This is a genomic window from Methylovorus sp. SPW-M1, assembly GCF_053848825.1.
In genome coordinates, this window is sequence record NZ_CM132626.1 from 649,620 (window position 1) to 675,554 (window position 25,935).

Below are 25,935 nucleotides of genomic sequence, written 5' to 3' on the forward strand. Positions count from 1 at the left end.
GTTAGTTGACTCCTAGTAAAGTGCAATCAATTGCATCGCAAAGGCAATGCAATATCAGAATATAGGCTTCCTGTACGCGCGATGCATTGTCGTGCGGGACGCCTATGTGGATATCCTCATCCGTCAGAAGTTCAACCAGCTCTCCCCCATCGCCACCGCTGAGTGCGATCACGGTCATGTTGCGGTCCTTGGCCGCCTCAATGGCGCGCAGGATATTGCGGGAGTTGCCGCTGGTGCTGATGGCGAGCAATACATCGCCGGTGTGGCCGAGGGCCGTCACCTGCTTGGAAAAGATATGGTCAAAATTCCCATGGTTGGCAATGGCCGTCAGCGTTGAATTGTCTGCGCTGATGGCCACGGCGGCCAGGCCCGGGCGCTCCATTTCAAACTGGTTCAACATGCGCGAAGCGAAATACTGCGCGCTGGCCGCCGAACCGCCGTTGCCGCAGGCGAGCACTTTTTTCTCGTTGAGCTGGGCCTGCACAATCATCTCGGCCGCCGCCACAATCGGGCGCGCCAGCAGATCGCCCAGTTGCAGTTTGAGATTGGCGCTCTCGGTAAAGTGGCCGGCTATGCGTTCTGTGATGTCCATGACTTGTGGCTTTTCATTCAAGCTTCAAAAGCGTTGCGTATCCATACGATGTTGTATGCCTGATCCAGCAGAACGGCGTCAAAGCGGCAAACGCTGGCGCCATGTTGCTGCAAATAGTGTTCAGCCGTGAGAACCAGCTTTTTCTGCTTGGCCGGCGTGATGCTGGCAGCAGCACCACCAAAGCGATCGCTTTTGCGCATCCTGACTTCAATAAACACCAGGCTCACACCATCGCGCATGATCAGGTCTATTTCCCCAAAACGCGAGCGGTAATTGCGTGCCAGCAGTTTGAGCCCATGCTGTTGCAAATAGATGGCAGCGCGCTCTTCCGCTTCGGTGCCCTGGGTGTTCACGTGGATTAAGGCAGGCGCTCGACTGTGATGCCATTACGGCCGAATCGGGCTACCGCCAGCTCACGGCTGACGCTGCCATCGGTATTCAGGCGCAAGGTGCCGCTCAGACCCTTGATGGTGGCGGGCGTGCCAGGGTGCTGTACCACGGCTTGCAACAGGCTGAAAGCATCCGCGCCCAGGGCAAACCAGCGCTGCATTTCGCCGCTGGGTAAATCCTGTGCGGCCGGTTTGTAAGCGGCAAACGTGTCCGGGCTCAGCAGCCATGGCATGTCGACAAAGCGCACAGCCAGCAGCGGCGCATCATCCGCATTATCCAGCACACCAGCGTAGATGTGCGACAGGCCAAAGGTCGGCGTCGCGGCATCCAGTGCCGGGCGGATCTGGCGGGCATTATCGGCCGTGGTGGCAAGGAAGATCATGTCGGTGGGATGAGCCTGAATATCGGTTTTCAGGGCGTTCATATCGGTGTCTTCATTGACGCCAAATTGCTGGCTAACCTGGCCGCCATCGGCTATCCAGGCATCACTAAAAGTCTTGATCATGCGGTTCGAAAGACTGCTTTCGGTACCGACGATAGTGGCGGTCTGCATGCCAAGGTCACGAGCGATGCGCACCACCTGCTGGGCTTCGCTGTCGACAGCCAACCCATAAAAATGGATATTGCGGTTGCTGGTGGCAAGGTCACTCTGATTGAGCGCCACCGTGGGCAGGCTAACGGGCAGTTCGCTCAGCGCTGTCACCTCATCCCGCGTCAGCGGGCCGACAATATAGTTGGCACCTTCGCTGACGGCTTGCTGGTAGACGGCAGCGAAATCATCACGGCCACCCGTGGAGGCATAAATCTTGACTTCGGCATTGCTGTTGGCAATGGTTTGAGCGGCAACAAAGCCGCGCTCGATAGCATCGGATGCCGGGTAATAGGCTTCAGAAGAAAACGGCAGAATCAGCGCAATCTGACCGCTCAAGGCCTTGGTGTTGGCGGCGGGGGCGGCTGTATTGGCAGCGGAGCTGGTCGCGCTGCTGACGATGAGCGCCGCCAGCAATTCATCCATGGCAACATGGTCTGGATAGGCGTTGCGCCATTGGTTGACGTCATCCTGGCTCAAGCCATCCTGTCCAGCCAGCGCCAGGTCTATCCAGCCCTGCAGGGTGGTGTCGGTGATATTGCCACGCATGGCAATCAGATCGACCTTGTTGGTCCTGCTCAAAAACTGCCACAGTTGCTTTTGTGCAGTGAGCAGTGCATCGCCCGCCAGGCCTGACTGCGCCTGGACATACTGCTCCAGTGCACGCAATGGATCGTCCTGGTTTTCGTAGGCGAGAGCCAAGCTTGTGTGTAAACTTGCGCTTGCCTCAGCGGATATCGATTTGTCCGCTTGCAAGGGAAGCAGAATCAGCAAGGCCTGATCGTAATCCTGCTGGCTGGCGGCGATGTTGCCTGACAACACCTTGGCATACGGCGACATGGCCGGAATGCTCGCCAGCGCCAGCTGCGCACAGGGAATATCCTGTTTCTTCAGGCAGCCCATGCCGAGACTGAATTGCGTCTCGGGCGTTTTCTTGAGGGGAGAGCCAGTAGCGACGGTATCGGCGGCTGCCGGGCCCGCATTCAGCCACAAGCACATGAACAGCAGAGTGAGTAAGCGTTGAATCATATCGGCACATTATATGTTGTAGCCACGCCAATTGGAAACTTGCAGGACATTACTTTACGCGCTTTGGAAACCCTGAAAACGGTAGACCTGATTGCAGCGGAAGATACCCGGCATAGTGGCGGCCTGCTCGCCCACTATGCCATCCAGAAAAAGCTGCTGGCCGTGCATGAGCACAATGAGCACCGCTCGGCGGAAATCCTGCTGGAACGCTTGCAGGCCGGACAGTCCGTCGCCCTGATTACCGATGCCGGCACGCCTGGTATCAGTGACCCGGGTGCCGTGGTGGTGGATATTCTGCGTGAAGCCGGGGTGACCGTGGTGCCCGTGCCGGGCGCCAGTGCGGTGATTGCCGCTTTATCCGCCTCGGGCATTACTGAAAACGGATTCCGTTTTGTCGGGTTTTTGCCCGCCAGTGGCAGCCAGCGCAAAAAACAGCTGCAGGCCTTGGAGCATGAACCGACCACGCTGGTATTTTATGAAGCGCCGCACCGCGTGCTGGAAAGCGTGCAGGACATGGCCGCCGTGCTGGGCCCGCTCAGACGCATCACCATTGCGCGCGAGCTGACCAAAACCTTTGAAAGCTTTCACCGTTGCCCGCTCGGCGAGGCGCATGACTGGCTGCTGGCCGATGCCAATCGTCAGCGCGGGGAGTTTGTGCTGCTGGTGGAAGCCGCCCCACCTGCGGAAGACGATGCCGATACACGCGAGGCTGAGCGCATACTCCGCCTGCTGCTGGCCGACCTGCCGCTGAAACAGGCGGTAAAATTGGCGGTGGATATTACCGGTGGCAAAAAGAACGCCTTGTACCAACTGGCCTTGCAGCTGAATGATGCGCAAGACTGAGTGAATTGAAGTTGAATTATTTTGTTGAATTTGAAAGATAGTGGAAGCCTGACATGACCTCCTCCCTCACCATTACCCGCCCGGATGACTGGCACTTGCATTTGCGCGATGGCGCTGCCCTGCAGGCGGTTTTGCCCGACACGGCGCGTCGCTTCGGCCGTGCCATCGTCATGCCCAATCTGCGTCCGCCGGTGACGACCACCGAACTGGCACAGGCCTATCGCCAGCGCATTCTGGCCGCCTTGCAACCTGGGGATCGCTTTGAACCCCTGATGACCTTGTATCTCACCGACAAAACCTCTGCCGAAGAAATCCGCCTCGCCAAGGCCAGTGGCATCGTGCATGGCGTCAAGCTGTATCCGGCTGGCGCGACTACCAATTCCGACTCCGGCGTGACCAACCTCGGCCACTGTGTGCCTGCGCTGGAAGCCATGCAGGAGCTGGGCCTGCCCTTGCTGGTGCACGCCGAGGTGACCGATGCCGATGTGGATGTGTTTGACCGCGAGAAGGTCTTTATCGAGCGTAATATGCGCCCGCTGTTGCAGCGTTTTCCTGCACTGCGGGTGGTGTTTGAACATATCACCACGCGGGAAGCTGCGCAGTTTGTGGCGGAGTCGCCGGACAATATTGCGGCCACCATCACTGCCCACCATTTGCTGATGAACCGCAATGCCATGTTCAGCGGTGGCATGCGGCCGCATCATTATTGCCTGCCCGTCCTCAAGCGCGAGGATCACCGGCTGGCGCTGGTCGCGGCAGCAACTTCAGGTTCGCCCAAGTTTTTCCTGGGTACCGATAGCGCGCCGCATCCACAATCTGCCAAGGAATCTGCCTGTGGTTGCGCGGGCATGTACACCTCGCATGCAGGCATTGAGCTGTATGCCGAAGCCTTTGAGGAAGCGGGTGCGCTGAATCGTCTGGAAGGGTTTGCCAGTTTTTATGGGGCAGATTTTTATGGCCTGCCACGCAATACCGACACGGTGACGCTGGTGAAAGAAAGCTGGCAGGTGCCCGACGACTTGCCCCTGGGCGAGGAGCGACTGGTGCCATTACGCGCAGGTCTAAGCATAGGCTGGCGTTTGCTTTAGCCAGATTGGCAGCTACCAAGGGCTGCCAAAGTCAGGCCGGATCAGGCGGTTTGTAGCTCCTGTGCCTGCCAGCGTTGCAGCCATGCCGGAAAATCCGCCGCTGGCATGGGCTTGCTGATGTGATAACCCTGACCAAAGTCGCAGCCCATGCTGGCTAGCAGGTCCCACGCGGCGCGACTTTCAATCCCTTCCGCTACCACCTTGAGATTGAGGTTATGGCCAAGGTCTATGGTCGAGCGGACTATCTTGCGATCGCTTTCGTCCTCTTCCATTTTCAGCACAAACGATTTGTCGATCTTGAGCTCACTCACCGGCAGGCGCTTGAGATAGGCCAGCGATGAATAGCCAGTGCCGAAATCGTCAATCGACAGTTGCAGACCCATGTCCGACAGGCGCTCCAGTGTTTGCTGCGCACGTTGCGGGTCATCCATCATGCTGCTCTCGGTGATTTCCAGCGTAATGCCTCCGAGTACCAGCCCCGCATCCTGATGCAAGGTCAGAATCTTGTGTGGCAAGTCCTGGTCAATCAGGTCGCGGGTTGAGAGATTGACTGCAATCGGCGCATCAATACCCAGCTTGCGCCACGCTACTTCTACCCGGGCTGCTTCGGCCAGCACCCACAGGCTTACAAGTGAAATCAGACCAGACTGTTCGGCAAACGGAATGAACTGATCCGGGAACATCAGGCCTTTTTGCGGGTGGCGCCAGCGGATCAGGGCTTCTACCGCGCTGATCTTGCCATTCTGCAGGTCAATCTTGGGTTGCACATATAAGGCCAGCTCATTCGTGGCAATGGCCTGTCGCAACTCCGAGGCAAGCGATAAATTGCCCTGGCTGCTGATATCAAATGCCGGATCAAACAGTACCGCACCGGACTGCTTGGCCTTGGCGACATGCATGGCCATCTCGGCATTGCCCAGAAGTTTTTCCTGGGCACTGGCATGTTCGGGGTAACAGGCAATGCCTATGCCCATACTGGTATCTACCGACTGGTTCGCGATGTTGATAGGGGCTTCCAGTTTTTGCAGCAGCATGTTCGCCACATGGGTGGCATTCGCTATGCCGGTGCGCGGCAGCAGCAGGGCAAATTCATCACCGCCCAGGCGCGCCACCAGGTCCGACTCTTGCCGGATGGAGCTTTGCAGGCGTTGCGCAACGCCTCTCAGCAAATCATCTGCCGCGGCGTGGCCCAGCACTTTGTTAATCTGCTTGAAATGGTTCAGGTTCATCACCAGCACCGACAGATGCTCTTGCTGATCCTGCGCCTGTTGCAGCGCCAGCCCCAATTCGCGCAGGAACGAGGCGCGGTTGGGCAAACCGGTCAGCTCATCCCAGTAAGCCAGTCGGGTAATGCTCTGCTCGCGGCTGGCAATGGCATCCACCATGCTGCCAAAGGCGCGGCTGAGCTTGCCCAGCTCATCTTCCCGACTGCTGGTGAGGCGGATGGCAAAATTGCCTTCTTCCAGCTTTCTGGCGGTAGTGGCCAGTTCGGTAATCGGCTGGGTGATGCGCCGGGAAACATAAAAAATGACCAAAGCGAATACCAGCGCGCCCAGCATGGTGAGCAGCAGCAGATTGCGCTGCAGGACGAGATAAGGCGCCGTGGCTTCATCAATCGAGCGCTGCAGGATGGCGACCAGTGACTCATCGCCATGCTCCATGATGGGGACGTAGCGCGTGCCATAGTCAGCATTGCCCATGCTCAATTCGGTGAGGCGGCCGGCCGAGGCTTTTTCCAGCAGTTTTTCGGTGAGAGACGCCCCGAGTGTGGAGGCCATGGAGTTCCAGTCGCTGCCATTGGAGCGGCTGATGAAGGTAACATCCAGATTGCTCAGTTTGTGCAGGTTCTGGGCCAGGGTATCGTCGATCTGAAAGCCCATGATAATCCAGCCTATGGTCAGCGGTGCCTTGACTGGTACGGCCACTAGTTGATAGGGCTGATGATTGAAGATGGCATAGCTTTGCGCATAGCCTTGCTGGCGCCCATCCTGGATCAGCTTGTCTACAATCGGGCCCGCTTCCACATGTGACACCTTGCCCGAGATCGTGAGGTTGCCCGTGGCCGAGGATTCGAACATGGCAATGTCGGCGCCGATGCGGGACTGGTGATTGCTGAGTGCGGAGAGGATGGTCTCGTAATCCAGACTGGCAATGGCCTGCCGGAAGCCATAATCACTCGCCAGTATCTTGGCGCCCTGGCTCAGGCTGTCGCCATTTTGCTTGAGCAGGTTCAGGAATACCCGTTCGCCAATTTCCAGCTGCTCATTGACCGCGGCGCGCGAGTTTTTGTTGATGCTGTATTTGATCGCCAGAAACCCCGCAACCTGAATGGCGAGGATGAGCGTGAGGAAGATCACCGCCATGCGGCTTTGTAGGCTTTTGAACTGCATGGTGATCGCGTTTCTTTACCGTTTCTGGAGGGCGCTCGTATTGATATCCAGTTTAACGGCAGTTTGTTCGTCGGCTTTAACTACTATCGCTTTTTCAAAGAGGGCATTTTCGTTGCTTTGCGCGTAATGCCAGACAGCCAGGGTGTAGGGGCCGTTGGGCACATTGCTGAGGGTGGCTTTGCCGGTGCTGTCGCTCAAGGCGAAATAAGGCGTGTTCACCACGCGGATGAAGGCCAGCATCTGGTCGTGGATATTGCAACCCAGCACCACCGTCCCCGCCTTGTCGAACACTACCGGTGTGCTGGGGACGCCGGAATACAGCTTCAGCTCAAAGGTTTTGGCGGGCGAGAAGGAATAAACATGATGTTTCACCTTGTCCCGATTGGGGAAGCTTACGCTGGTGCCGGTTTGCACCACGCTGACCAGCGGCAGAAACTGCCGGTTTTTCTGTTCGACGGCTGCTGTGCCTGGAACGGGCAAGGCGAGTTTGGTATTGGGTTCTGCCCACACCACGGCATCTGGCAGCGGGGTGCCACTGGCATCCGTGACGGTGATGGTCAGCTCCGCTGCCCATGTGCTGTATGCAACAAGCAGGAATGCAACTGTCAGCAGCCTGAGGGAACGACGGAAAAGGGAAGGCTGCATGGGGGATTCCTGACAGGGTTAATGCGCGACGATATCGCGTTTCATGGGCGCCAGTATTTTCAGCAGCTCGTTCTTTTCGCGTGTGCCCACGTGCTGGTGATCCAGCGCCGTGCGCATGGCATCCACCATCAGCTCAAATTCGGCATTGGTAATTCTGGCATCGGCATGGGCATTTTCCATGGTTTCGCTTTCGTACTGACAGCCGCCGCCGGTGAGTGAGCAAAGCTGGCTGACGATGCTCTCTTTCAGCACTGGCAGCTTGACGCCATCAAACGAGCGGCTGGTTTTGGGGTCCTGGCTGACCTTGTCTATGGTTTCATCGACCACCGCCGTCAACACCGCATTTCCGCCGATACGATCGTACAGACTGCGCTCGGGCTTGACCGGGCTGCAGGCACACACAAAGGCGACTAAAAAGATGAGGCTGGCGATAGAGAATGGCTTCATGTTTTGCATTTTATGCCGTAACTGAAATGATGGATTTCGACGGGAATGCTGCCAATTCTGGCGCAGCGCCAAGCCTGATGTGCTGGATTTCCCGTGCGTGATGCCTTGGCATCATAACGAATAATTAATTGTGTCGGATATTGAATAAGTATGGTGCGTGAAAAAATGATGGCAAGACGATGGAAAAAATGGGGGATGTGCCTGTTGCTCAGTCTGGCAATGGCTGGGCAAGCACAGGCGGGTGATCGTCTGCTGGCAACCGGTGGTGTCAGTCAGGTGGAAGGTTCTGGTGGCGGCGGGCTGGTGCCCTGGGCACTGATTTCAGGCTACAGCACCGACCAGCAGGTCAGTGCGACCGGCTTTTATACCGAGGCCCGCACGCGCGGCGGTTTTGATCTTAATGTGGTCGGGGTCAGCGTGGGCATTGCCAACCGGCTTGAGCTGTCGCTGTCTCAGCAGCATTTTGGCCTGGGCAGTACGGTGCACGGCGAGACCATACGCATGAATACGGCGGGCATCAAACTGCGCCTGTTTGGCGATGCGGTGTATGACCAGGATCGCTGGTGGCCGCAGGTGGCGGTGGGCATGCATCTCAAGCACAACGAGGATTTTGATCGCATTCCCGCCGCGCTCGGCGCCAAGCATGCCAGCGGAGCAGATTTTTATGTCGCCGCCACCAAGCTGTATCTGGACGCTGTGGGGGGACATAACCTGCTGCTGGGGGCGACCTTGCAGGCGACCAAGGCCAATCAGTTTGGCCTGCTGGGTTTTGGTGGCGACCGCCATGATGATTACCGTGCGCAGCTCGGCGTGTCAGCCGCTGTCATGCTCACCGACCGCACGCTGCTGGGGGCCGAGTATCGCAGCAAGCCCAATAATCTCAGCGTGTATCGCGAAGATGACGCCAAGGATATCTTCCTCACCTGGTTTGCCCACCGCAACTTCTCGATTACCGCAGCCTATCTGGATCTGGGCCGCATCGCCGACAAGGATAACCAGACCGGCTGGTACCTGTCGGGTCAGCTCGGGTTCTAAACCCCGACCATGAAAAAGCTCAAGGCGCCGGATTCATGTAGGTGAGGTGCAGCGCCTCGATTTCCTGCAGGATCTCCGGGCTTAAGCGGGTTTGCCAGGCGGCAATATTTTCCTGCAGCTGGGTCATGCTGGTGGCGCCAATGATGGTGCTGCTTACAAACCAGCGCTGATAGACAAACGCCAGCGCCAGCTGCGTGGGGGTCAGGCCATGGCGGCGTGCCAGTGCGGCGTAAGCGGCGCTGGCCGGGCCGACATTCGGTTTTTTGTAGCGCTGGGCGTAGCCCAGAAACATGGTGACCCGGCCCACGGCTTGCGGGTCATCAATATATTTGCCGGTGAGGTGACCAAACGCCAGGGGCGAGTAGGCCAGCAGGCCGACGTTTTCGCGATACAGCACCTCGGTCATGCCGAATTCCATGCCGCGGTTGATCAGGTTGTAGCAGTTTTGCACCGTCGCCACGCGCGGCAGATCGTATTCCTTGGCAATACGCAGAAACTCCATCAATCCCCAGGGCTGCTCGTTGGACAGCCCGATGTAGCGTACTTTGCCTTCTTTCACCAGCTCGGCCAGCGTTTCCAGCTGGTTGCGTATGCTTACCCATTCCTTTTGCTGGCCGTTTTCAAACTCCTGGGCGGGGTCGAATTGATACTGACCAAACATCGGCACATTGCGCTCAGGCCAGTGCAGCTGGTAGAGATCAATATAGTCGGTTTGCATGCGCTGCAAAGAGCCCTCAATGGCGGCGCGGATATTGGCGCGATCCAGCGATGGCGGGCCGCCGCGTATCCAGCCCAGGCCGCGCCGGGGGCCTGCCACCTTGCCACTCAGAATAATCTTGTCGCGCGGCTGGTGTTTCAGCCAGTTGCCCACCATGGTTTCGGTGCGGGTGTAGGTTTCGGCCTTGGGCGGCACCGGATACATCTCGGCGGTATCAATGAAATTGATGCCTTGGGCGATGGCGTAATCCAGCTGCTGATGCGCCTCGGCCTCGGTGTTCTGGTCGCCATAGGTCATGGTGCCCAGGCAGATGGGCGAAACGTGCAGGTCGGTGTGGGCGAGTGGGCGTAATTGCATGGGATATGGGCGCGTTGCGTAAAAACCAAAGTGTACGTCAATTTGCGTAGAAAGCTGAAACCGGGCCGGTCACGGGTTGTTGCCCGCAGGGTGGGTGAGTATGATGCTAGTTCTGTTCAAATCTGCTGATCAATCTCATGACTTATTGTGTTGCCCTGCTGCTGGATGAAGGTCTGGTGTTTGCCTCGGATACCCGCACCAATGCTGGTGTGGATCAGGTTGCCATCTTCCCCAAGATGAATATTTTTGAAGTGCCGGGCGAGCGGGTGATCACCTTGCTGACGGCGGGCAATCTGGCGATCACGCAAGCCGTGGTCAATCGCCTGCGCGAAGCCATCAAGGCCGAAGACGGTGCACACCTCAATAATGTCAGCAGCATGTTTGAGGCCGCCCAGCTGGTGGGCGATGTCATGCGCGAAGTGTTTGAGCGCGATGCCGAACATCTCAAGAACCACAATACCGATTTCAATGCCAGCATCCTGCTGGGCGGCCAGATCCAGGCTGAAAAGCCCAGGCTTTTCAATATCTACGCCGCCGGCAACTTTATTGAAAGCTGTCGCGAAACCCCGTATTTCCAGATTGGCGAAACCAAGTACGGCAAACCCATCATCGACCGCGTGGTGAAGTACAACAGCGACATGATGGATGCCGTGAAGTGCGTGCTGATTTCGTTTGATTCCACCATCCGCAGCAATATCTCGGTGGCGGCGCCTATCGACCTCATGCTGTATCGCGTCGATAGCCTTAACGCCAACTGTCGCCAGCGCATAGAAGAAAAAGACCCGTACTATGCCACTATCCGTCAGGGCTGGTCGGAAGGCCTGAAATCCGTCTTCAGTGGCCTGCCCAGTCCTGACTGGTGCTAGTGCTCGCTTACGCGGTAGCCGGCATGTGCCAAGGCAGGTAGCCTGACTTCACCATCTGCAGCTTGTTCTCGTGCAGATGGTATCGACACACGGGAAACAGGCCTCCTGCAATCTCGGCGCTGGCATATACGGCCAGCGTGATCGTGTTTATTTCCAGCGATATTTCCGGCAATGCCAATGCGGCAAGTTTCTGCTGCACGTCGGTCATGGGGAGGCGCCGACGGTAAAACCCCGCTGTGATATGCGGTACATAAGACTGTGTTTCGGCCGCGCGCAGTCTGGCGCGCATTGCGTGCAAGGGTTCGATGTCGCCTTTCAATCCCAGGTAAGCCGCGGTGGTAAAGCTGTCAGCCGCCCCCGTGCTCAGTTGCAGCGAGGCGGGCGATGAAGTCTGCAAACAGGCGATGTCGCGGTGAAAGTCAGCCTCGGTGTAGCTGTGCGCATCCGTGGCATAGGTTTGCGGAAAACCGCACACCGCCAGCGTGATATGCGGCTGGCGCCGATAGTCCGGCAGCAGCCAGTCGCCCAGATGACGGCGCATCGCGCTGATATTGGCGCGCATCTCTACCGTATCCGCTTCTATTATCCATACCGCATAAAACGGTCGGCCCAGATGCCAGCGTACAAAGTTGTCGGCCCGGCAGGCGGTGGTGTGCGAGGCCATCTCCTCAGCACTCGTTGTACTGATGATGTCTGCGGCAGTTGAACTCAAGATAATGGCGCTGTCTGATGGCATGCGAAGGCGGATGTGTGGATATCCTAAGGCCTCACGCAGCGTGTGCTTCGAGCAGGCTTTTCAGGTTGGCAAGGTCGCGCAGCACCCAGGCCTCGTCTTCGGCAAATTGTTCATCACTGATGCCGGGCTGGCGAAACAGCGTAAACATCAGCTCGGCGGCATTGCCGTTGGCGATCACCCGCATGGGGATGTAGATCTCGTTATCGTCATCCGGGTAAACCCAGTGGTCCAGCACGCCATGGTCATTCGGTTCGCAAAAACATATACGGATAGGACCTTCCGGTCCGTCCGCCACCCAGTGATCCTGGACCCGGCGGATGCCACGGCCCAGCCCGGTGGCCCATGCAGAAAGATTCTCTGGCTGAGACGCAAAGCGGTAGACCTCTTGCCATGGCCGCTGGATCACGATGCTGATAATGCAGGAAAGCGTGGCTGTGCTCATGAGAAAACCCTTGGGGTTGATGAGGACGGATCAATATAATACTACCTTGGGTCAGCCGCCCGCCTGGGCGATTGCACCTGATTTTATGAGCACCTCTTTTTTCTGAAAGTTCGGCTTGAGCGATCTGGATTCTGTTTTTTCCCTTGAAGGTCCGCTGGCTGCCAGCATTCCCGGCTACCGCACCCGCGTGCAGCAGCTGGAAATGGCCAAGGCCATTGAAGAAGCCATCAAGCTGGGGCGCCAGCTGGTGGCCGAAGCGGGCACGGGGACCGGTAAAACCTTTGCCTATCTGGTGCCCGCTCTGCTCTCCGGCGGCAAGGTCATTGTGTCGACTGGCACCAAAACCCTGCAGGATCAGCTGTTCAATCGCGATCTGCCCGCCGTGCGCGATGCGCTCAAGGTGCCCGTAACCGTCGCCATGCTCAAGGGCCGCGCCAATTACGTCTGCCACTTTCACCTCGACCGTGCCATGAACGAGGGGCGATTTATCTCGCGTGAAGATGCCAATTACGTGCACAAGATTCGCGCCTTTGCCGACAACAGCTCCACCGGCGACAAAAGCGAGCTGACTGATGTGCCGGAAAACGCCACCATCTGGCCTGCGGTGACCTCCACCCGCGATAACTGCATGGGCCAGGAGTGCGCGTTTTACAAGGAATGTTTTGTCATGGAAGCCCGCAAGCGCGCGCTGGCTGCCGATGTGGTGGTGGTCAACCATCACCTGTTTTTTGCCGATGTGATGCTGCGCGATGAAGGCGTGGCCGAACTGTTGCCCAGCGCCAATACCGTAATTTTTGACGAGGCACACCAGCTGCCGGAAGTCGCCGGGCTGTTTTTTGGTGAAGATGTTTCCACCAGTCAGCTCATGGAGCTGGCACGCGATGCCCATGCCGAATACATCACCACTGCCAAGGATTGCACCGCCTTGCCCGAAGCCACCGCTGCGCTGGAAAAAGCCGTGCGCGATTTTCGGCTGGTGTTCAGTTTTGAAGGCAGCCGCATGCCGGTGCAAAAAGCCCAGGCGCTTAAAAACTTTGATTCGGCCTACGCCACCATGCAGGAAAAGCTCAATGTGCTGGCGCAAGTGCTGGAAAGCCAGGCCGAGCGCGACCCTGCCATTGAAAATTGCTGGCAGCGCGGTCTGGCCCTGCAGCAAAAACTGCAAGCCTGGCAAAAAGCCGACAACGCCAATCTCGTGCGCTGGGTGGAAGTCTTCAGCCAATCGGTGCAGCTGCATGCCACACCACTCTCCGTGGCCGAAGGCTTTGGCAAGCAGCTGAACGCCCAGCCGCGCGCCTGGATATTCACTTCTGCCACGCTCGCCGTCAAAAGCGATTTCAGCCACTACCTTGGGCAGATGGGCCTGCAAGAAGCCACCACCGGCTACTGGAACAGCCCGTTTGATTACGGCCAGCAAGCCCTGCTCTATGTGCCGAATGGCATGCCGGAGCCAAACAGCCCCGGCTACAGCGCTGCCGTTGCGGCCGCCGCCTTGCCGGTGATCCGCGCCAGCCGTGGCCGCGCCTTTGTGCTGAGCACCAGCCTGCGTGCCATGCGCGAAATCCACGCCCTGCTCAAGGATGCATTCTCAAGCGAAGGCATGGAATACCCGCTGCTCATGCAGGGCGAGAGTGCCCGTACCGAGCTGCTGGATCGCTTTCGCGCCTTGGGCAACGCCGTGCTGGTGGGCTCGCAAAGCTTCTGGGAAGGCGTGGATGTCCGCGGCGAAGCCTTGAGCGCCGTCATTATCGACAAACTGCCCTTCGCTCCGCCCGATGACCCGGTGCTCGCTGCGCGCATAGACAAAATGAACGCCGAAGGTCGCAATGCCTTTATGGAATACCAGCTGCCGTATTCCGTGATCACCCTCAAGCAGGGCGCCGGCCGCCTGATTCGCGACGAAGCCGACCGCGGCGTGCTGATGATCTGCGACCCCAGGCTGATCGCCAAACACTACGGCCGCCGCATCTGGCAAAGCCTGCCGCCTTTCAAGCGCACGCGGGATATTGCCGAGGTGGAAGCATTTTTTGAGCAGGCTGCAGACGATGCGCTCGCAGAGGCTGGCAAAGCCTGACCTCAGGGTTAGGCCATCTTCCACTCCTCCGGCATCACCTCCACCAGATAATCCACGAACACCCGCAGCTTGTGGGTCATGGCGTGCTTGTCCTGATAACTCACATAAAAATCCAGCGGTTCAATATCGGCAGTTACCGCGCCTTCGCTGGTTGCATGCCCGGTAAACAAGGCCTCCAGTTGGCCGCTGTCGATCAGCGCTTGGGCGACGAAGGCGCCCAGGCGGGCGATGCCTGCACCACCTACCGCGAGGCGGGCGAGGGCGTCGATATCATTGCTGTTGACGGTGGGGGTGATGTCCGGCTCGAAGCGCAAGCCATCGCGCAGAAAGCCCCAGCCCAGCATGCGGCCACTGGCGGGCACGCGAAACGTCAGGCAGGCGTGGTGCGATAGCTCTTCAGGCTGGGTAGGGCGTCCGGCACGGGCGAGGTAGTCGGGCGATGCGCAAAACAGGATGGGCACGCGGGCAATGTGGCGCGCGATCATGCCGGGCTCCAGTTGCTGCTTGAAGCGGATGCTGATGTCGATGTTTTCGGTGATGTGGTCGATGGGGTTATCGGTCGTGATGAGTTCGACCGAGATGCGTGGATAGCGGCGCATGAAGGGCGGAATCATGTCGGCAATGACATTGCGGCCAAATGCGGCCGAGCAGGCGATGCGCAGGCGACCTTGAGGTTCGCCCTGAAATTCGGTGATGCTGGATTTGGCGAGCTCCAGATCGCGCAGAATATCTTTCACGGCGTTGTAGTAAAGCTGTCCGGCGTCCGTCAACGCCATGCTGCGGGTGGAGCGGCTGAGCAGGCGTATGCCCAGCGTGGTTTCCAGCCGCTGAATATTCTGGCTGGCGGCCGCCGCCGTAATGCCGATCTGGCGGGCGCCGGCGGCAATGCTGCCGTGCTCCACGGCGCGGACAAAGGTCTCGATGCTGCGCAGGGTATCCATAATCTATTGGCTGCCAATATTGATGTGATTCGATAGTTTATCTTGCGAATGTAACAAGCTCCAGCTATCTATTGCGCGGGCAGGCTTTGCGATAAAGTGGCATCAACAGTGCAGGATTAATAGAAAGGAAAGATCATGCAAGATATTCAAATCAAGGCGCAGCGCCTGCCTAAAATTCCAGCGCGTTATACCCCCGTGGCTTTTGCCTTCTACATGGCGGGCATCATGGCCTTGCTGATGTCGTTCGTCATTGTGGCCATCAATGGCGGCATCGGGCATCACTATATCGCCAGCGTATTTCACGCTTACTCGATGGCGATGCCGGTGGCCTTCTGCTGTGTGCTGATGGTACGTCCGGTCGTGGTGAAGCTGGTAGCGCTGACGGTGGCTCCGCCTGCCTGAGAATATCGGGTGTGACGTTTGCACAGAACCATGGTCAGACACGCCATGGGATTAACATGAAGGAATGATGAGATGAATGCAACAAGCAACAATCTGGTGATCGGTTTCATAGGCCTGGGAGCCATGGGCGAGGGCATGGTGGCCAATCTGCTGGCCGCAGGCCATGCAGTGCGCGTGTATAACCGCAGCGCTGAAAAAGCCGCCGGCTCGGTCGCCAAAGGGGCCGTGCTGAGCGATACGCCTTTTGCCGCCGCGCAGGATGCTGATGTCGTGATTACCATGCTATCGAATGATGCCGTGCTGGAATCGGTCACCCTGGCTGAAAACGGCGTGCTGGCGGCGCTGAAGCCAGGTGCGGTGCATTTATCCATGAGCACGGTTTCGCCCGACACCTCGCGCAAGCTGGCCGAGTTGCATGCAGACAAAGGCGCGCACTTGCTGGCCGCCCCGGTGTTTGGCCGACCAGACATGGCGGCCGCCAAAAAGTTGTGGATCTGCGTGTCGGGCCATGCGCCGTCGATTACCATTGCCCGCCCGGTGCTGGAAGCCATGAGCCAGGGCATCTTTGAATTTGGTGACGACCCCGGTGCCGCCAATGTGGTGAAGCTCAGCGGCAATTTCATGATTGCCTCCTGTGTGGAAACCATGGCTGAAGTCGCCACCCTGGCCGAGAAAAATGGCATCAAGCCCGAAGCGGTCCTGGGCATGCTCACCAGCACCATCTTCGCCTGCCCCATGTACCAGCGTTATGGCGAACTGATACTGAAGCAGCAGTATGAGCCCGGCTTCAAGCTTTCGCTGGGTTTCAAGGACATGAACCTGATTCAGAAGGTGGCGCTGGAGAGCGCGACGCCGATGCCGTTTCTTGGTATTGTGCAGCAACGCTACCTGAGTGCCATGGCCGAGGGGCGTGAAGGCCAGGATTGGAGCGCGATTGCGCTGAATGCCCGGCATGATGCAGGCCTGCCGGTGCAGCGCCAGTTCTGAATTCAAGAGGTGAGTATGTCTGATCCACGTGTTTTTTTTGCCGCTGAGCGTACCTTGCTGGCCTGGGTGCGCTCCGGCGTGACCATCATGGCGCTGGGATTTGTGGTGGCCAAGTTTGGTTTGTTTCTCACCCTGATGAGTGCAGCTTCGGGCGCCACGCACCTGGTACATCATCATGCCTGGACCGATACCCTGGGCGTGATGCTGGTGGCAGCAGGAGCGCTGGTGATTCTTGGGGCACAGTACAACCATCATCTGTATGTACGCACCTTGCCGGAACATGATGTGCCCACCATGGCACTGCCCTGGATGACGGTAGCCCTTTCACTGTCGGTGGTGCTGTGTGGCGTGCTGCTGGCGATCTATCTGGCGCTGGGGTAAGTGATGTCTGCGCGTGCTTGCGGCAGTAGGCATGCGCATTTTTCTGTCATGTCAGACTGACATTTTATGACGCTGGCCGCTTGCGGCTGGTATCCAATTTGCTAGATTGTTTATCGTGAAGCGCTTGTACTATGGAGGTTGCGACGATGGATATCCTGCAAGTGGTAAATGCACAAATGAACGCCCTTGGCATGCCCTTATATGCCGTCACCCTGACTGCCGTTCCCCGAGCGGACACTCCCCTCTTACTCATGTTGCACTGGCATGGCTTTCGCCGTGAAGAAGTGGAGGGTCTGCCTTCACGCTTTGCGCCGCTCTATGCCGTGCCGGGCTCGGCACTGCAACTCAATGAACGCTGGAACCGCATGGAAATGCTGGACGAAGCCATGCTGGAAGCCGGCTGGAAACTCGGCGCCTGGGATGTGGTGCGCGATGCGCGTCGCGGATGCAACTGGATAGGCGCCAGCGAGCAGGAGGCGCTGGAGTGCCGGCAGGCGTTTGGCGATTATTCACCACTGGGCGATCAGGAAGACCACCTGCTGGTAGAGGCCCCCGACCGCCTGGAGATGATGCATCTGGCCGCTGCCGTCGGCTATGTGCGCTGGATGTTCCGCCCGGTGAAAGACAGCATCTGGCGCCAGACCGCCGAGGATGACACGCTGGATGAGGTTGGCGGCCGCAATACGCCATGCCCGGTCAACCCGATTACCTACACCTCCAAAAATCTGCATGTGGCCTATCGCCTTGGCCGCGTAGAGCGCATCATCCTGCCCTGAAACCCTTGCCGTGACTGGCTTGGCGAGGTTGCTGAAAATTTTTTTCAGCAACCTCTTGAAATCCTTTTTCCCCACCCATATCAAAAAAAATGTCAGCGTCGGCGGCGGTTGTTCTCATGTCAGGCACCGCCCTGGGCTGAACCTAATGTTGACTAACGTTGATATCGCTAAGGAGATTAGAAATGAGCATTCGTCCCCTTTATGACAGGGTCGTCGTCAAGCGAATTGAAGCGCAACGTACGACCGCTTCCGGCATCGTGATTCCGGATACGGCATCCGAAAAACCCGAGCAGGGCGAGGTGATTGCCACCGGCAACGGCCGCCGTCTGCAAGATGGCACGCAAGTGCCGCTGGAAGTGAAGATCGGTGACCAAGTGCTGTTTGGCAAATATGCCGGGCAGACCGTCAAGCTGAATGGCGAGGAGCTACTGGTGCTGCGCGAGGAAGATATTCTCGGCGTGGTCGAGTCCAGTGATGCCAAGCTCAAAAAAGTCGCTTGATCCTCATTGTTAACCGTTTAATTCTGGATATATCAGGAGAACATCAACATGGCTGCAAAAGAAGTCAAATTTCATGACCACGCACGTACGCGCATCGTCCAGGGCGTCAATGTACTGGCCGATGCCGTGAAAGTGACTTTGGGCCCCAAGGGCCGCAATGTGCTGATCGAGCGCAGTTTTGGCGCTCCGGTCATTACCAAGGATGGCGTATCGGTCGCCAAGGAAATCGAACTGCAGGACAAGTTTGAAAACATGGGCGCCCAGATGGTAAAGCAGGTGGCCTCCAAGACGGCGGACATCGCTGGCGATGGCACCACCACCGCTACCGTGCTGGCCCAGGCCATCGTGCAGGAAGGCATGAAGCACGTGGTCGCCGGTGTGAACCCCATGGATCTCAAGCGCGGCATTGATAAAGCCGTGAATACCGTGGTGGATGAACTGCACAAGCTGTCCAAGCCGATTACCACCAACAAGGAAATCGCCCAGGTCGGTTCCATTTCCGCCAACTCCGACCATGCCATTGGCAAGATCATCGCCGATGCCATGGAAAAAGTCGGCAAGGAAGGGGTGATCACCGTTGAAGATGGCAAGTCGCTGGAAAATGAGCTGGATGTGGTGGAAGGCATGCAGTTCGACCGTGGCTATCTCAGCCCTTACTTCATCAATAATCCGGAAAAGCAGACCGTCGAGTTTGATGATCCGCTGATCCTGCTTTACGACAAGAAGATCAGCAGCATCCGCGATCTTCTGCCCACCCTGGAAAACGTGGCAAAAGCCGGCAAGCCTTTGCTGATCATCGCCGAAGACCTTGAAGGTGAAGCCCTGGCAACGCTGGTGGTGAACAGCATGCGTGGCATTCTCAAGGTGGCGGCGGTCAAGGCACCTGGATTTGGCGATCGCCGCAAGGCCATGCTGGAAGACATTGCCATCCTCACCGGTGCCACCGTGATCTCGGAAGAAACCGGCAAGCAGCTGGAAAAAGCCACGCTGGAAGACCTGGGCCGCGCCAAGCGCGTGGAAGTGCAAAAGGAAAACACCATCATCATTGATGGCGCTGGCGAGCAAAAAGCCATCGAAGCCCGCGTCAAGGCGATCCAGGCCCAGATCGAGGAAAGCAGTTCCGATTATGACCGCGAAAAACTGCAGGAACGCGTTGCCAAGCTGTCTGGCGGTGTTGCAGTGATCAAGGTCGGCGCCGCCACCGAAGTGGAGATGAAGGAGAAGAAAGACCGCGTGGACGATGCCCTGCATGCCACCCGGGCTGCGGTGGAAGAAGGCATCGTGCCTGGCGGTGGTGTGGCGCTGTTGCGTGCCCGCAGCCGGATTGCGGACCTCAAGGGCGACAACGCCGATCAGGATGCCGGCATCCGCATTGTGCTGCGTGCGATCGAAGCGCCGCTGCGCGCGATTGCCGCCAATGCCGGTGATGAGCCTTCGGTGGTCATAAACAAGGTACTGGCTGGCTCTGGCAACTTTGGCTACAACGCCGCCACCGGCGAGTATGCCGATCTGGTGGAAACCGGCGTGGTAGACCCCACCAAGGTTACCCGCACCGCGCTGCAAAATGCGGCCTCGGTGGCCAGCCTGATCCTCACCACGGATGCCTCGATTGCCGAGCTGCCCAAGGAGGATAAGGCTGCCGTACCTGCCATGCCGGACATGGGCTACTAAGCCTGGCCGGAGGCAACATCCTGTTCCGGCTATTAAGTCGGCAGGATGAAAAAAGCCCTTCCAGTATTTGCTGGAAGGGCTTTTTTTATGGGCTGATCAACTCAGGTGGTGGCGCTTGGGCTGGCTGTCGGTTGCTGACGCGGCCAGCTGGCAAAACTGACGGCACCAATCACCAGGGCGGCGCCGGTCAGTTGTATCGTCGTGGGTGGCACGCCTTCCATCGCCGCGATCACCATGGAGGTGACTGGCACCAGATTCAGAAAGATGGCGGCGCGGCCCGCGCCCAGTCGACGAATCCCTGCGTTCCAGCACAAGTAAGCCAGCACGCCGCCGCCTATGGTCATGATCAGCAGCGCTATGGCGGCATGCTGGCCCGGCATAACGAACTGCTCGCCTGAGAGCAGCGCCACTAACGTCAGCGCCAGGGCACCCACGGTCATGATGGCGGCGGTGCTGGCGATGCCGCTGGTGTCGGTCGGCATCATTTTTTTGACGCAGACGTTATAAGCCGCCCAGCTCAGGCTGGCGAGGAAAATCAGGATGTCGCCGTGCGATATTTCCAGATGCGCGCCTGCGCCGAGCACTACAATCGCCACGCCCAGCAAGCCGATGGGAAACGCCAGCCACTGGCGCATTTGCAGGCGCTCGCCTATGGTGGCCCAGGCAATGAGCGCGGTCAGCAATGGATTCAGCGCCATGATGAGGGCGCCATTGACCGCCGAAGTGCTTTGCATGCCGAGGAAAAACAGGAGGTTGAAGCCGAATACGCCTACCAGTCCCAGCACAATGTAGGCACGGGCATGGCGTAGCGGAACATGTTCGCCCCGGATATAGGTCAGCGTCAGCATGATCAATGCGGCCAGCAGGTAACGCGTGGCTCCCGCCACTACCGGCGGCATTTCGGCCACGACGGGAATGGCCAGATTGAAGTTGGCGCCCCATTGGATGGCGGCGAACAAGACACAGAAATAAGTAAAAGCGAGACTCAAGGGCAAGGTTCCTGATGAGGTGGCGGCAGCTCAGGCCGGAAGGTCAAGGTCGATGGCGAGCGATTTGGCAATGATCACCCGCCCGCCATGGTATTGGCTGAATAACGCCAGGGCTGGAGCGAGCCAGGGTGCCAGCTGGGCTTTCCACTCGGGACTGGCTTCGGCAGATTCCAGGCTGAACAGCGGGGTTTCTTCTGGCGAGTTGGCAGAGCGCAGAGTGCGGAAATGCAGGCGGATTATAACCTGTCCAGCCCAGGCAAAAACAAGGGCATGTGACTCCACGTGCAAGGCAAGCTGGCGCCCATCCTCCAGATGCAGGATGGCGGCCTGCCGGCTTTGTGGCTCGATGCGCATATCAGGCGGGCAGCCAGCCTTCTTCCTGCATCACCTGGGTAATGGCCGGTACCAGCGCATCCGGCAGGCGGATGATGGTGAGGGCGGCCTCGCGGCCTTGTGGCGATGTCTTGCGCAAGGTCTTGCGCAGAATATCCAGCAGTTTGGGCGTGTCGTAATCCGGGTGCTGCTCGACAAAGGCTTGCAGATAATCCTCCACAAACACCAGCACGATCACGTCTTCCAGCGTTTGCATATCCGGATCGCTAAGCGGGGCGGCCTTGCCCACCAGCTGGGCCACGCGCTGGATAGTGATGTCGTCATAGCCAACGTCACGCAGGATGTCGGAGGCAAGCTGGGCATGCATGGCTTTCAGCGCATTGCGCCATTGATGGTAGCCAGGCTTGGTCATGGGGTAGCTGTCGCGCGCAATGCTCCAGCGGCAGATGTGCTGGCAGCGGGCGGCCAGCTGCAGCACCTCGCTGGCATCGGGCCGGTAGCGCTGCAGCATGGCGCTCATGCGCTGGGCATACAGCAGCTCATTGGGGATGGCATTGCCATCGACCACCGTGTGCTTGGGATCTTCGGCATTGCGGGCATCAAAGGCATCCAGTGCCTGTTGCAGCTGAGGGCTGGTCATATAGTTTCCTGGGTATAGTCTGTATATATTGCAGTGCGCCTAGCGCTGGCCGGGGACCCGCAATGGGTCCAGCAGGGGTTTCAGGCCATTGTGATCCAGCTCCTGCATCAGGGCCAGCAGGCGGCCGATCTCGCCGGGCGGAAAGCCTTCGCGGGCAAACCAGTTGAGGTAATTAGCCGGCAGGTCTGCCAGCAGTCTGCCCTTGTATTTGCCATAGGGCATTTGCATGGTCACCAGGCGGTGCAGGTCTTCGGGCTTCATGGCGTGTTGGGCTCGTCATCATTCGCCATGGCGATGGCGGCTGCGATGGAAGGCGCGTAGAGCTTGGCGATGCAGGCCTGGCCTTCGCGTGCCAGATGTGCGCGTACCAGTTCCAGCACCTGATCCAGCGACAGATGCTGGCCGGTGGCCTGGGGGATGACCCGCTGCTGCGCCCGTGGTAGCAGCGTATAAATGGCGCCATCGGCATCAATCAGCCGATCGCGGGCATGATAAATATGGTGCTGCAGGTCGGCCGCGGCTTGCCACTGCGCCAGGCTGCCAATGTAGGCCAGCTCGGGCTGGCCATCAAAATGCACAATGGCGGGCCAATGTGGGTGGGCAAGAGCGGGGCTAGTGGACATGCCCGCATGGTAACCATGCCCTTGCCTGCTGGCAACCCGTTTGCTGCTGTCAGGGTGACACGCCAACGGCGCGGCAGCCCTGCGTTACAATGCCTGGTACCCCAGAATGCCGAGCCCCTTTTCATGCAGCCCATCGTGATTCCTGACAGCGAATTTGAACTGACCGCCATGCGGGCGCAGGGCGCGGGCGGGCAGAACGTCAACAAAGTCTCCAGTGCGGTGCATTTGCGCTTTGATATCTGTGCTTCTTCGCTGGATGAGGCGCACAAGGCCAGACTGCTGGCGCTGCGGGATGCGCGGGTGAGCAGCGAAGGTGTGCTCATCATCAAGGCGCAGCGCCATCGCAGCCAGCTGCTCAATCGGCAGGATGCCATCGAGCGTCTGCATGCCTGGGTAAACCAGGTGGCGCGGCCGCCTGCCGTGCGCCATGCCACGCGGCCCACACTGGCTTCGCGCAAAAGAAGGCTGGAGGGCAAGACGCGGCGCGGGCATATCAAGGCAATGCGTGGCAAAATAGCGTCTGAATAACAGACTGAAGTTTTTATGCGGCTGCTCGCACTCGATACCTCTACCGAATACCTTTCCCTGGCGCTCCATCTGGACGGCCGCCTGTTGACGCGCGAGCTGCATGCCGGACAGACGCATTCCCAGCGCATCCTGCCTTTGCTGCGCGAGTTGCTGGACGAAGCCGGACTCGCCATGACCGATCTGGATGGCATTGCCTTTGGCGCCGGGCCCGGTTCGTTCACCGGTTTGCGCATAGGCTGTGGCGTGGCCCAGGGCCTTGCGTTTGGCGCGGGTCTGCCGGTGGTGGGTGTCTGCACTCTGCTCGCTTTGGCTCAGGCCAGTGACGCTGACCAGGTGATTGCCTGCCTGGATGCGCGCATGGGCGAGGTGTACCACGCCGTGTATCGCCGGCAAGGCGATGTCTGGCAGGAAGTCATCGCCCCAGGCTTATACAAGCCGGAAGACGTGCCCGCCGTCGAGGGGGCTGGCTGGGTCGGGATTGGCAGCGGTTGGGCCAGTTATGCCGATGCGCTCCATGCTGCTTATTCGGAACAAGTGGCGAGCACACAGCCAGATCGCTATCCCCGTGCGCAGGAAATTGTGGCTTTGGCCTTGCCGGTGTTTGCCGCGGGTGAAGGGCGCCCGGCAGCTGAGGCAGCGCCTTTGTATATTCGTAACAAGGTCGCGCTCAAAACCAGCGAGCGCGCCAAGATGGCAGGGCTGAAATGAACGCCGTGCTCAAGCCCCGCGTGGCATTCTGCCCCATGCAGAAAGACGATCTCGATACCATCGTCGCCATCGAACAGGTGATTTTTCCTTACCCATGGACCCGCGGCAATTTCATGGACTCGCTGAATGCGGGCCACAGCTGCTGGGTTATGCAACAGGATGAGACTATCGTCGGCTATGCCATCGTCATGATGGTGCTGGATGAAGCGCATCTCCTGAATATCAGCGTGGCGCAGGCCATGCAGGGCAGGGGGCTGGGCCGCCTGCTGCTGGAGCATGTCATGCAGATCGGCCGTCAGTATGGCGGCCTCAATATGTTTCTGGAAGTGCGGCCATCCAACACCTCGGCATTGCGTTTGTATGAAAGCATGGGTTTCAATGAAATGGCCATCCGCCGCAATTACTACCCGGCCAAGCATGGCCGCGAAGATGCCGTGCTGATGGGGGCCGCCTTATGAGCCTGACGCGCGAAGACATGCTGCGCGAACTGGAGCTGCTGCCGGCCTGGCATCTGCGGCAGCCGCTTCCGACGCCGGTGGCACCCCTTGAAGCGGCGCATGCGGCCCCCGTTGAAAGCCCGGCATCAACCACCTTGTCATCACCTGCAGCGCAGCATGCCACGGAGCCAGCTGCCGCGACGCTGCCCACGCCAGCCAGTGAGGAAGTACTCACGGCTGAGCCTGTAAGCGCTGCTGCCATCACGCCTGTAAGCGGAATGGATAACAGCGCCGCTTCTCCTGTGAACGCGGATGCAACAAGCCATGCTGCCTATGCCCTGCCCGATGCAGACACCGCTGTTGCCGCTGGCGTGGCGGCGGAGACCACTACACCAGACACAAATACAGCGGACGACGCATTGACCACGTCACCGCCCTGGGATGATGACATTCCTCCTCCGGATGAGATGCTGCTGCCCATCTTTGATGACGATGATCACTTGCCTGATATGGCAACATCACTGGGCCAGGGCCGTCGCGACAGCATTGCCCAGCTGGACTGGCAAGGTCTGCAGTCTTGCGTGGCCAATTGCCAGGCTTGCAGTCTTTCACGCACCCGCACGCAGACCGTATTTGGCGTGGGTGACCCTGCCGCCGAATGGCTGATTGTGGGCGAAGCTCCCGGCGCAGAGGAGGACAAGCGCGGCGAGCCCTTTGTCGGCCAGGCCGGACAGTTGCTGGATAACATGCTGGGGGCGATAAAGCTCAAGCGCGGGCAGAATGTGTACATTGCCAATGTGCTCAAGTGCCGCCCGCCGCAGAATCGCGATCCGCAGGGAGAAGAAGTCCAGCAGTGCGATCCTTTTCTCAAGCGTCAGGTGGAACTGATCAAGCCCAAACTGATCCTAGCGTTGGGCAAGTTTGCCGCGCAATCCCTGTTGAATTCGGATGCCACCATCGGCAGCATGCGTGGACGACAGCATGAATACAACGGCGTGCCGGTCATTGTCACTTACCATCCTGCCTATCTGCTGCGCAACCTGATGGATAAGGCCAAGGCATGGGAAGATTTGTGTCTGGCGCGCGCGACCATGCGCAAACTGCAGGAAGATGCCTTGCAATCGGCAACGGCACCCTCATCTAAAGACTGAATTCATTTAACACTAACGAGGACACAACATGCGATCCCTGATGCTTAAACTGGCGACACTGCTGCTGGTGCTGAACCTGACCGGCTGTGGCTACAACACTTTCCAGCAACTGGATGAAGAAGTGAACGCCAACTGGTCCGAAGTGCTGAACCAGTATCAGCGCCGTGCCGATCTGGTGCCCAATCTGGTGAGCACCGTCAAAGGCTATGCCAGCCATGAAGAAAAAGTGCTGACCGAAGTGACCGAAGCGCGTGCCAAGGTAAGCAGCATTCAGGCAACCCCTGAGCTGATCAACGACGAAGCCGCATTTGCCAAGTTCCAGCAGGCACAAAGCCAGATGACATCGGCATTGTCCCGCCTTCTGGTGGTGGCAGAAAACTATCCGCAACTGAAGGCGGATGCCAGCTTCCGTGATCTGCAAGCCCAACTGGAAGGCACCGAAAACCGTGTGACCGTGGCCCGCAACCGTTACATTCAGGCCGTTAAGGAATACAACGTGGCGATTCGTACCTTCCCGAACAACCTGACCGCCAGCATGTTTGGCTACAAACCCAAGCCTAACTTCAGCGTGGAAAACGAGAAGGAAATCTCCAAGGCCCCTGCTGTTAACTTCGACAAGTAAGCTAC

General features: G+C 58.5%; 32 protein-coding genes. 16 read left to right on the forward strand and 16 right to left on the reverse strand.

What is annotated here, in order from left to right; translation table 11 throughout:
• Position 1 precedes the first annotated feature (1 nt).
• The 3 genes from ACWWD9_RS02995 to ACWWD9_RS03005 are packed head-to-tail and all read right to left on the reverse strand — an operon-like array spanning position 2 to position 2,600.
• Entirely contained in the window at positions 2-592 is a 591-nt protein-coding gene (locus tag ACWWD9_RS02995) for a phosphoheptose isomerase (protein WP_013443039.1), read from the reverse strand.
• A gap of 17 nt (positions 593-609) precedes the next feature.
• Positions 610-945: a YraN family protein gene (locus ACWWD9_RS03000; RefSeq protein ID WP_455867680.1), complete on the reverse strand. Its 336-nt coding sequence runs from the start codon at positions 943-945 to the stop codon at positions 610-612.
• A 5-nt stretch (positions 946-950) separates the two neighbouring features.
• Positions 951-2,600, reverse strand: a complete 1,650-nt coding sequence (locus tag ACWWD9_RS03005; RefSeq protein WP_455867681.1) for a penicillin-binding protein activator — start codon at positions 2,598-2,600, stop codon at positions 951-953.
• Here ACWWD9_RS03005 and rsmI point away from each other — a divergent pair.
• Both rsmI and pyrC read left to right on the forward strand, forming a co-directional pair.
• Positions 2,592-3,443, forward strand: coding sequence for a 16S rRNA (cytidine(1402)-2'-O)-methyltransferase (gene rsmI / locus ACWWD9_RS03010; protein WP_455867682.1), 852 nt, complete (start codon positions 2,592-2,594; stop codon positions 3,441-3,443). The genes ACWWD9_RS03005 and rsmI overlap by 9 nt on opposite strands.
• 53 nt (positions 3,444-3,496) lie before the next feature.
• Complete coding sequence (pyrC, locus tag ACWWD9_RS03015) at positions 3,497-4,531, forward strand: dihydroorotase (protein ID WP_455867683.1); 1,035 nt, start codon at positions 3,497-3,499, stop codon at positions 4,529-4,531.
• Positions 4,532-4,572: 41 nt separating this feature from the next.
• Here the strand turns inward: pyrC and ACWWD9_RS03020 are convergent, their stop codons facing one another.
• The 3 genes from ACWWD9_RS03020 to ACWWD9_RS03030 are packed head-to-tail and all read right to left on the reverse strand — an operon-like array spanning position 4,573 to position 8,022.
• Positions 4,573-6,921, reverse strand: coding sequence for an EAL domain-containing protein (locus ACWWD9_RS03020; RefSeq protein ID WP_455867684.1), 2,349 nt, complete (start codon positions 6,919-6,921; stop codon positions 4,573-4,575).
• Positions 6,922-6,936: 15 nt separating this feature from the next.
• The gene (locus ACWWD9_RS03025) at positions 6,937-7,566 is read right to left on the reverse strand and encodes a methylamine utilization protein (RefSeq protein WP_455867685.1); all 630 of its coding nucleotides are present in this window, start codon (positions 7,564-7,566) and stop codon (positions 6,937-6,939) included.
• A gap of 18 nt (positions 7,567-7,584) precedes the next feature.
• A complete protein-coding gene (locus ACWWD9_RS03030; RefSeq protein WP_455867686.1) occupies positions 7,585-8,022 on the reverse strand; it encodes a group I truncated hemoglobin in 438 nt (145 codons plus the stop codon).
• 141 nt (positions 8,023-8,163) lie between these two features.
• On the opposite strand from ACWWD9_RS03030, the gene ACWWD9_RS03035 reads away from it, so the two are divergent.
• Positions 8,164-9,048 (forward strand): DUF3034 family protein, encoded by an 885-nt coding sequence (locus ACWWD9_RS03035; RefSeq protein WP_455867687.1) that lies wholly within the window; start codon positions 8,164-8,166, stop codon positions 9,046-9,048.
• Between the two features lie 19 nt (positions 9,049-9,067).
• Here ACWWD9_RS03035 and ACWWD9_RS03040 read toward each other — a convergent pair whose 3' ends face one another.
• Positions 9,068-10,123, reverse strand: coding sequence for an aldo/keto reductase (locus tag ACWWD9_RS03040; protein WP_455867688.1), 1,056 nt, complete (start codon positions 10,121-10,123; stop codon positions 9,068-9,070).
• Between the two features lie 137 nt (positions 10,124-10,260).
• Here ACWWD9_RS03040 and ACWWD9_RS03045 point away from each other — a divergent pair, with 137 nt between their 5' ends.
• Entirely contained in the window at positions 10,261-10,989 is a 729-nt protein-coding gene (locus tag ACWWD9_RS03045; RefSeq protein ID WP_455867689.1) for a peptidase, read from the forward strand.
• A 7-nt stretch (positions 10,990-10,996) separates the two neighbouring features.
• On the opposite strand, the gene ACWWD9_RS03050 is transcribed toward ACWWD9_RS03045, so the two are convergent.
• Together ACWWD9_RS03050 and ACWWD9_RS03055 are read right to left on the reverse strand one after the other, a co-directional pair.
• Complete coding sequence (locus ACWWD9_RS03050) at positions 10,997-11,701, reverse strand: 2'-5' RNA ligase family protein (RefSeq protein WP_238525306.1); 705 nt, start codon at positions 11,699-11,701, stop codon at positions 10,997-10,999.
• 55 nt (positions 11,702-11,756) lie between these two features.
• Positions 11,757-12,167, reverse strand: a complete 411-nt coding sequence (locus ACWWD9_RS03055) for an SRPBCC family protein (protein ID WP_455867690.1) — start codon at positions 12,165-12,167, stop codon at positions 11,757-11,759.
• A 115-nt stretch (positions 12,168-12,282) separates the two neighbouring features.
• On the opposite strand from ACWWD9_RS03055, the gene ACWWD9_RS03060 reads away from it, so the two are divergent.
• Positions 12,283-14,241, forward strand: a complete 1,959-nt coding sequence (locus ACWWD9_RS03060) for an ATP-dependent DNA helicase (RefSeq protein ID WP_455867691.1) — start codon at positions 12,283-12,285, stop codon at positions 14,239-14,241.
• An 8-nt stretch (positions 14,242-14,249) separates the two neighbouring features.
• On the opposite strand, the gene ACWWD9_RS03065 is transcribed toward ACWWD9_RS03060, so the two are convergent.
• On the reverse strand, positions 14,250-15,182 hold the full coding sequence (locus ACWWD9_RS03065; protein ID WP_455867692.1) for a LysR family transcriptional regulator: 933 nt from the start codon (positions 15,180-15,182) through the stop codon (positions 14,250-14,252).
• 135 nt (positions 15,183-15,317) lie between these two features.
• Here ACWWD9_RS03065 and ACWWD9_RS03070 point away from each other — a divergent pair, with 135 nt between their 5' ends.
• The 4 genes from ACWWD9_RS03070 (at position 15,318) to ACWWD9_RS03085 (ending at position 17,728) form a co-directional block, all read left to right on the forward strand.
• Positions 15,318-15,584, forward strand: coding sequence for a DUF2798 domain-containing protein (locus ACWWD9_RS03070; RefSeq protein WP_159355088.1), 267 nt, complete (start codon positions 15,318-15,320; stop codon positions 15,582-15,584).
• Between the two features lie 72 nt (positions 15,585-15,656).
• A complete protein-coding gene (locus ACWWD9_RS03075; protein ID WP_455867693.1) occupies positions 15,657-16,571 on the forward strand; it encodes an NAD(P)-dependent oxidoreductase in 915 nt (304 codons plus the stop codon).
• A 15-nt stretch (positions 16,572-16,586) separates the two neighbouring features.
• A complete protein-coding gene (locus ACWWD9_RS03080; RefSeq protein WP_013443020.1) occupies positions 16,587-16,952 on the forward strand; it encodes a YidH family protein in 366 nt (121 codons plus the stop codon).
• A gap of 146 nt (positions 16,953-17,098) precedes the next feature.
• On the forward strand, positions 17,099-17,728 hold the full coding sequence (locus tag ACWWD9_RS03085) for a hypothetical protein (RefSeq protein ID WP_013443019.1): 630 nt from the start codon (positions 17,099-17,101) through the stop codon (positions 17,726-17,728).
• Here ACWWD9_RS03085 and ACWWD9_RS03090 read toward each other — a convergent pair.
• Complete coding sequence (locus ACWWD9_RS03090; protein WP_455867694.1) at positions 17,715-17,846, reverse strand: hypothetical protein; 132 nt, start codon at positions 17,844-17,846, stop codon at positions 17,715-17,717. The two genes, ACWWD9_RS03085 and ACWWD9_RS03090, sit on opposite strands and share 14 nt — an antisense overlap.
• A gap of 64 nt (positions 17,847-17,910) precedes the next feature.
• On the opposite strand from ACWWD9_RS03090, the gene groES reads away from it, so the two are divergent.
• Positions 17,911-18,228, forward strand: a complete 318-nt coding sequence (groES, locus tag ACWWD9_RS03095; RefSeq protein WP_230345899.1) for a co-chaperone GroES — start codon at positions 17,911-17,913, stop codon at positions 18,226-18,228.
• Positions 18,229-18,276: 48 nt separating this feature from the next.
• Entirely contained in the window at positions 18,277-19,899 is a 1,623-nt protein-coding gene (gene groL / locus ACWWD9_RS03100; protein ID WP_230345898.1) for a chaperonin GroEL, read from the forward strand.
• Between the two features lie 101 nt (positions 19,900-20,000).
• On the opposite strand, the gene ACWWD9_RS03105 is transcribed toward groL, so the two are convergent.
• Genes ACWWD9_RS03105 through ACWWD9_RS03125 form a run of 5 tightly spaced genes read right to left on the reverse strand, consistent with a single transcriptional unit; the run spans position 20,001 to position 22,484 of the window.
• Complete coding sequence (locus ACWWD9_RS03105) at positions 20,001-20,888, reverse strand: DMT family transporter (protein ID WP_455867695.1); 888 nt, start codon at positions 20,886-20,888, stop codon at positions 20,001-20,003.
• A gap of 30 nt (positions 20,889-20,918) precedes the next feature.
• Positions 20,919-21,242, reverse strand: a complete 324-nt coding sequence (locus ACWWD9_RS03110; protein ID WP_455867696.1) for a hypothetical protein — start codon at positions 21,240-21,242, stop codon at positions 20,919-20,921.
• 1 nt (position 21,243) lies between these two features.
• On the reverse strand, positions 21,244-21,861 hold the full coding sequence (locus tag ACWWD9_RS03115) for a DUF4202 domain-containing protein (RefSeq protein ID WP_455867697.1): 618 nt from the start codon (positions 21,859-21,861) through the stop codon (positions 21,244-21,246).
• 39 nt (positions 21,862-21,900) lie between these two features.
• Complete coding sequence (locus tag ACWWD9_RS03120; protein ID WP_455867698.1) at positions 21,901-22,122, reverse strand: DUF3820 family protein; 222 nt, start codon at positions 22,120-22,122, stop codon at positions 21,901-21,903.
• Positions 22,119-22,484 carry a DUF4144 domain-containing protein gene (locus ACWWD9_RS03125; protein ID WP_455867699.1) on the reverse strand — a complete coding sequence of 122 codons (366 nt, stop codon included), beginning with the start codon at positions 22,482-22,484 and terminating at the stop codon, positions 22,119-22,121. The genes ACWWD9_RS03120 and ACWWD9_RS03125 overlap by 4 nt, the downstream gene beginning before the upstream one ends.
• 6 nt (positions 22,485-22,490) lie before the next feature.
• Here ACWWD9_RS03125 and arfB point away from each other — a divergent pair, with 6 nt between their 5' ends.
• From arfB to ACWWD9_RS03150, 5 genes are read left to right on the forward strand one after another with little or no spacing between them, the layout of a single operon-like run.
• Positions 22,491-23,012 (forward strand): alternative ribosome rescue aminoacyl-tRNA hydrolase ArfB, encoded by a 522-nt coding sequence (gene arfB, locus ACWWD9_RS03130; protein ID WP_455867700.1) that lies wholly within the window; start codon positions 22,491-22,493, stop codon positions 23,010-23,012.
• 15 nt (positions 23,013-23,027) lie between these two features.
• The gene (tsaB, locus tag ACWWD9_RS03135) at positions 23,028-23,720 is read left to right on the forward strand and encodes a tRNA (adenosine(37)-N6)-threonylcarbamoyltransferase complex dimerization subunit type 1 TsaB (RefSeq protein ID WP_455867701.1); all 693 of its coding nucleotides are present in this window, start codon (positions 23,028-23,030) and stop codon (positions 23,718-23,720) included.
• On the forward strand, positions 23,717-24,178 hold the full coding sequence (gene rimI / locus ACWWD9_RS03140) for a ribosomal protein S18-alanine N-acetyltransferase (RefSeq protein WP_455867702.1): 462 nt from the start codon (positions 23,717-23,719) through the stop codon (positions 24,176-24,178). The genes tsaB and rimI overlap by 4 nt, the downstream gene beginning before the upstream one ends.
• On the forward strand, positions 24,175-25,308 hold the full coding sequence (locus tag ACWWD9_RS03145) for a uracil-DNA glycosylase family protein (RefSeq protein ID WP_455867703.1): 1,134 nt from the start codon (positions 24,175-24,177) through the stop codon (positions 25,306-25,308). The genes rimI and ACWWD9_RS03145 overlap by 4 nt, the downstream gene beginning before the upstream one ends.
• 28 nt (positions 25,309-25,336) lie before the next feature.
• Positions 25,337-25,930, forward strand: a complete 594-nt coding sequence (locus ACWWD9_RS03150) for a LemA family protein (RefSeq protein ID WP_015830831.1) — start codon at positions 25,337-25,339, stop codon at positions 25,928-25,930.
• Positions 25,931-25,935 lie beyond the last annotated feature (5 nt).

Bases quoted from the DNA above. Each gene is read 5' to 3' on its own strand.
- ACWWD9_RS02995 (WP_013443039.1), bottom strand. From the start codon at position 592: ATGGACATCACAGAACGCATAGCCGGCCACTTTACCGAGAGCGCCAAT.
- ACWWD9_RS03005 (WP_455867681.1), bottom strand. From the start codon at position 2,600: ATGATTCAACGCTTACTCACTCTGCTGTTCATGTGCTTGTGGCTGAAT.
- pyrC (WP_455867683.1), top strand. From the start codon at position 3,497: ATGACCTCCTCCCTCACCATTACCCGCCCGGATGACTGGCACTTGCAT.
- ACWWD9_RS03020 (WP_455867684.1), bottom strand. From the start codon at position 6,921: ATGCAGTTCAAAAGCCTACAAAGCCGCATGGCGGTGATCTTCCTCACG.
- ACWWD9_RS03025 (WP_455867685.1), bottom strand. From the start codon at position 7,566: ATGCAGCCTTCCCTTTTCCGTCGTTCCCTCAGGCTGCTGACAGTTGCA.
- ACWWD9_RS03030 (WP_455867686.1), bottom strand. From the start codon at position 8,022: ATGCAAAACATGAAGCCATTCTCTATCGCCAGCCTCATCTTTTTAGTC.
- ACWWD9_RS03035 (WP_455867687.1), top strand. From the start codon at position 8,164: ATGGTGCGTGAAAAAATGATGGCAAGACGATGGAAAAAATGGGGGATG.
- ACWWD9_RS03040 (WP_455867688.1), bottom strand. From the start codon at position 10,123: ATGCAATTACGCCCACTCGCCCACACCGACCTGCACGTTTCGCCCATC.
- ACWWD9_RS03045 (WP_455867689.1), top strand. From the start codon at position 10,261: ATGACTTATTGTGTTGCCCTGCTGCTGGATGAAGGTCTGGTGTTTGCC.
- ACWWD9_RS03055 (WP_455867690.1), bottom strand. From the start codon at position 12,167: ATGAGCACAGCCACGCTTTCCTGCATTATCAGCATCGTGATCCAGCGG.
- ACWWD9_RS03065 (WP_455867692.1), bottom strand. From the start codon at position 15,182: ATGGATACCCTGCGCAGCATCGAGACCTTTGTCCGCGCCGTGGAGCAC.
- ACWWD9_RS03070 (WP_159355088.1), top strand. From the start codon at position 15,318: ATGCAAGATATTCAAATCAAGGCGCAGCGCCTGCCTAAAATTCCAGCG.
- ACWWD9_RS03075 (WP_455867693.1), top strand. From the start codon at position 15,657: ATGAATGCAACAAGCAACAATCTGGTGATCGGTTTCATAGGCCTGGGA.
- ACWWD9_RS03080 (WP_013443020.1), top strand. From the start codon at position 16,587: ATGTCTGATCCACGTGTTTTTTTTGCCGCTGAGCGTACCTTGCTGGCC.
- ACWWD9_RS03085 (WP_013443019.1), top strand. From the start codon at position 17,099: ATGGATATCCTGCAAGTGGTAAATGCACAAATGAACGCCCTTGGCATG.
- ACWWD9_RS03090 (WP_455867694.1), bottom strand. From the start codon at position 17,846: ATGAGAACAACCGCCGCCGACGCTGACATTTTTTTTGATATGGGTGGG.
- groES (WP_230345899.1), top strand. From the start codon at position 17,911: ATGAGCATTCGTCCCCTTTATGACAGGGTCGTCGTCAAGCGAATTGAA.
- groL (WP_230345898.1), top strand. From the start codon at position 18,277: ATGGCTGCAAAAGAAGTCAAATTTCATGACCACGCACGTACGCGCATC.
- ACWWD9_RS03110 (WP_455867696.1), bottom strand. From the start codon at position 21,242: ATGCGCATCGAGCCACAAAGCCGGCAGGCCGCCATCCTGCATCTGGAG.
- ACWWD9_RS03115 (WP_455867697.1), bottom strand. From the start codon at position 21,861: ATGACCAGCCCTCAGCTGCAACAGGCACTGGATGCCTTTGATGCCCGC.
- ACWWD9_RS03120 (WP_455867698.1), bottom strand. From the start codon at position 22,122: ATGAAGCCCGAAGACCTGCACCGCCTGGTGACCATGCAAATGCCCTAT.
- ACWWD9_RS03125 (WP_455867699.1), bottom strand. From the start codon at position 22,484: ATGTCCACTAGCCCCGCTCTTGCCCACCCACATTGGCCCGCCATTGTG.
- arfB (WP_455867700.1), top strand. From the start codon at position 22,491: ATGGTAACCATGCCCTTGCCTGCTGGCAACCCGTTTGCTGCTGTCAGG.
- tsaB (WP_455867701.1), top strand. From the start codon at position 23,028: ATGCGGCTGCTCGCACTCGATACCTCTACCGAATACCTTTCCCTGGCG.
- rimI (WP_455867702.1), top strand. From the start codon at position 23,717: ATGAACGCCGTGCTCAAGCCCCGCGTGGCATTCTGCCCCATGCAGAAA.
- ACWWD9_RS03145 (WP_455867703.1), top strand. From the start codon at position 24,175: ATGAGCCTGACGCGCGAAGACATGCTGCGCGAACTGGAGCTGCTGCCG.
- ACWWD9_RS03150 (WP_015830831.1), top strand. From the start codon at position 25,337: ATGCGATCCCTGATGCTTAAACTGGCGACACTGCTGCTGGTGCTGAAC.